Source organism: Candidatus Jordarchaeum sp. (assembly GCF_052745115.1).
This window is the reverse complement of sequence record NZ_JBRAKS010000460.1, coordinates 1-2,645: the sequence shown is the minus strand read 5'-3', so window position 1 is coordinate 2,645 and position 2,645 is coordinate 1. Positions and strand designations below refer to the sequence as shown.

Annotated in this window: 2 protein-coding genes; one reads left to right on the top strand and one right to left on the bottom strand. The window is 40.2% G+C overall.

Annotation, left to right across the window (positions count from 1 at the left end; translation table 11 throughout):
* Positions 1–328 precede the first annotated feature (328 nt).
* Entirely contained in the window at positions 329–1,471 is a 1,143-nt protein-coding gene (locus tag ACUVXA_RS19575; protein ID WP_445872975.1) for an LLM class flavin-dependent oxidoreductase, read from the bottom strand.
* A gap of 192 nt (positions 1,472–1,663) precedes the next feature.
* Here ACUVXA_RS19575 and ACUVXA_RS19570 point away from each other — a divergent pair, with 192 nt between their 5' ends.
* Positions 1,664–2,224, top strand: a complete 561-nt coding sequence (locus tag ACUVXA_RS19570) for a hypothetical protein (protein ID WP_445872974.1) — start codon at positions 1,664–1,666, stop codon at positions 2,222–2,224.
* The last annotated feature ends 421 nt before the right edge of the window (positions 2,225–2,645 follow it).

Below are 2,645 nucleotides of genomic sequence, written 5' to 3'. Positions count from 1 at the left end.
TGGAGACCGCGGTTCCCCTCCTATTTTTAACGCCAATGTGTAGAAAAATGGGGGCCAGGGAACGCAGAAGCCGGCACCCTCTGGAGTCAACACACGAAATAAGCCACACCCTTTTGAGAGTTTTGCTCAAAAACGCGAAGGCTTCTGTCCCCCACAGGCTTAAATTTTACAAAAATAGGAAAAAATAAATCAAAGGTGCAGAAAGTGGGCTTTACAATATTTTTAGATTTTTCCAAGTTGATTATGAGTCTATTTAATAATTCTCGTCCCATTATTGTTTCTTCTGATAAATCTTCGATACTTATAGGTGTATGAGCTACAAGCAGTTCTAATATTGTTCTTTGAGGTAAGGTATTATCTCTTCTGTGAGAATGTTGTACACGTATTCATAGGTGTAGGGTTCTGGAGTCCTTGGGTCTTTTGCTATGTCATTGTCTATCATAAGCACGATGTGTTGGGCTCCACATTTAATTAGCTTTTCTAGTTTTTTGGTCACTTCTTCCTTAGAGCCCATTAATGTGGCTTCTCTAACGAATTCGTTTGGAACATCCTTCACAATCTCTCCCACTATTCCTAGGTCTAACTGGTCTACGCTGTGAAAGCTGAGTAAGTTTAGTGTTTCTGGTTTGAAGCCCAGCTTTTGGTAAAGTTCTCTTTTCTCCTCTTTCCAGTAACCCAACGGTTTTAGTTCCTTTGCGAACTGGATGGGCATGGACAGCTTCTTTAGTTCTAGGTATAATTGCAGTTCCGCTTCATCCTCGTGTATAAAGATCCAGTTCCAGTACCCGAATGTGAAATCCTCAATATTTCTGTTATTCTTTCTCAGACTGGTCTTAACCTCTTCCAACCCCATTTTGTAGGTTTCAGCACTGAAAGGCAGCGGAATCCAGCCATCTGCTATGGCTCCTGCTAAGCTTCTGGTTCTGGGGCCATTCGCCGCTATCCATATGGGAATCGGGTTTTGGATTGGTGGCGGTTCCAGTATGGCGTCTCTCATTTCGAAAAATTCACCCTTATGGGATACTTTTTCTCCTTTTGAGCTCCAAAGTTTTCTTAGAACTTCTATGAATTCCTTCATTTTTGATACCGGTTTCTTCTTGTAGTTGAATCCGTAGGTTTCAAGGTTGAAGGCTTCACCTGCACCTATTCCTAGAATGAATCTTCCGTTGGATATGTGGTCTATGGTCATAGCCATTTGGGCGAGAATGACTGGATGATAACGGTGCGGATCGGTGACTGCGGTTCCCATTAGAGGTCTCTTTTTAATCTCAGAAAAAATGCTGAAAAGAAGCCATACATTGTAATTCCTCAAAGGGCTTATGGGTGGTAGTCCTCCCAGATGGTCTCCAAGCCAGATGGAATCCCAAATACTTTCATTGACGGTCCTTACGAAATTAATATATCTCTCCCAGGTGTCTGCCTCATAGGCTTCTAAACTCAAATCTATCCCGAATTTAATTCCCGAACTCATTCTAAAAACCTCTGATAGTTGAAATAAGTATGATACGATTTATAATCATTAAATGTACATTTTTCTATTATTAATCTAGCCTTTTTTTCGCCTATTTTAACCTGTAAAGTCGTTTAAGAAATTAGAAAATCTCCGAAAAGAGTTATTACCTTCAGTATATTATTATTTATTTATATCACTGAGGTGATAATTTTGGTTACTGATGATGAAATTAAGAAAATTAAAAAGATGACCAAAGAGCAAAAGATGGAGTATCTGGAGAAGAGAATAGATGCCATACTCTCAGAAATGCCTGAGGAAGAAAAAGAGGCCATGCTCTCAGCTGGCCCACAGGTGGTGGAAAATTTACTCAGTAGTGAGGGCATGGAGATTATGGGAAAAGTGGTGGAGAAAATGTTCTCTTCTCTCTCAGAAGAGGATATTAAGAATGTGCAAAAAATGACGGAAGAATCAATGATTGGAGAAGAAACAGAAGATATTGGGAAGATGATGGGAGCGGGAATGGGATTGATCGGAAAAATAATGGAACAGATGATGACCGATGAAGGCCTTGAGCTCATGCGTCAAATGATGGGACTAGTGGGTGACTCCGAAAAAGTGCAATTGTTTATGGATATGTCGCAGGAGTCCCAAGAAAAATTGAATGAAATTAGAGAGCTGAGCGTGGAGATAATGAGCGGAATGAACCCGGAGGACTTATCAGAGCTTATGCAGAGAATTCAGACGGTCTATGATAAACACATGGGTAAATAGCAAACAGCTAAAATAAATAAAAAAAGAAGTAGAAAAACAATTAGGCATTAAACCAAAGCGTAAAAAAAAGCAGAACAAAACCCCTTTCGGGGGAAATTATCGATAGATTAAACTGCTTATAATGTAGTTCCAATCGGTTATCCTCTCCCCAAATCCGGGTTCCTTCGCGACTTCAAACCCCGGGCTATAGATTCGCAGAATCTTTGTAACGTTTTTCTTCAGTTATTAGCCTAATAATTTATGGTTTTATCGGCGTTTCTCATTAATTTTTAAGGTTTAAACACGTTGGAGCGAAAAAAGACCGGGAAACAGGTTTGAAAACACGGGAAAAAACCTCAAAAAAAGGCAGATTTTGCGAATCTATCGCCGGGGGAGGCTTACCCATCCCTGATGAGTACACAAACTCCATCTTTGTCCCACA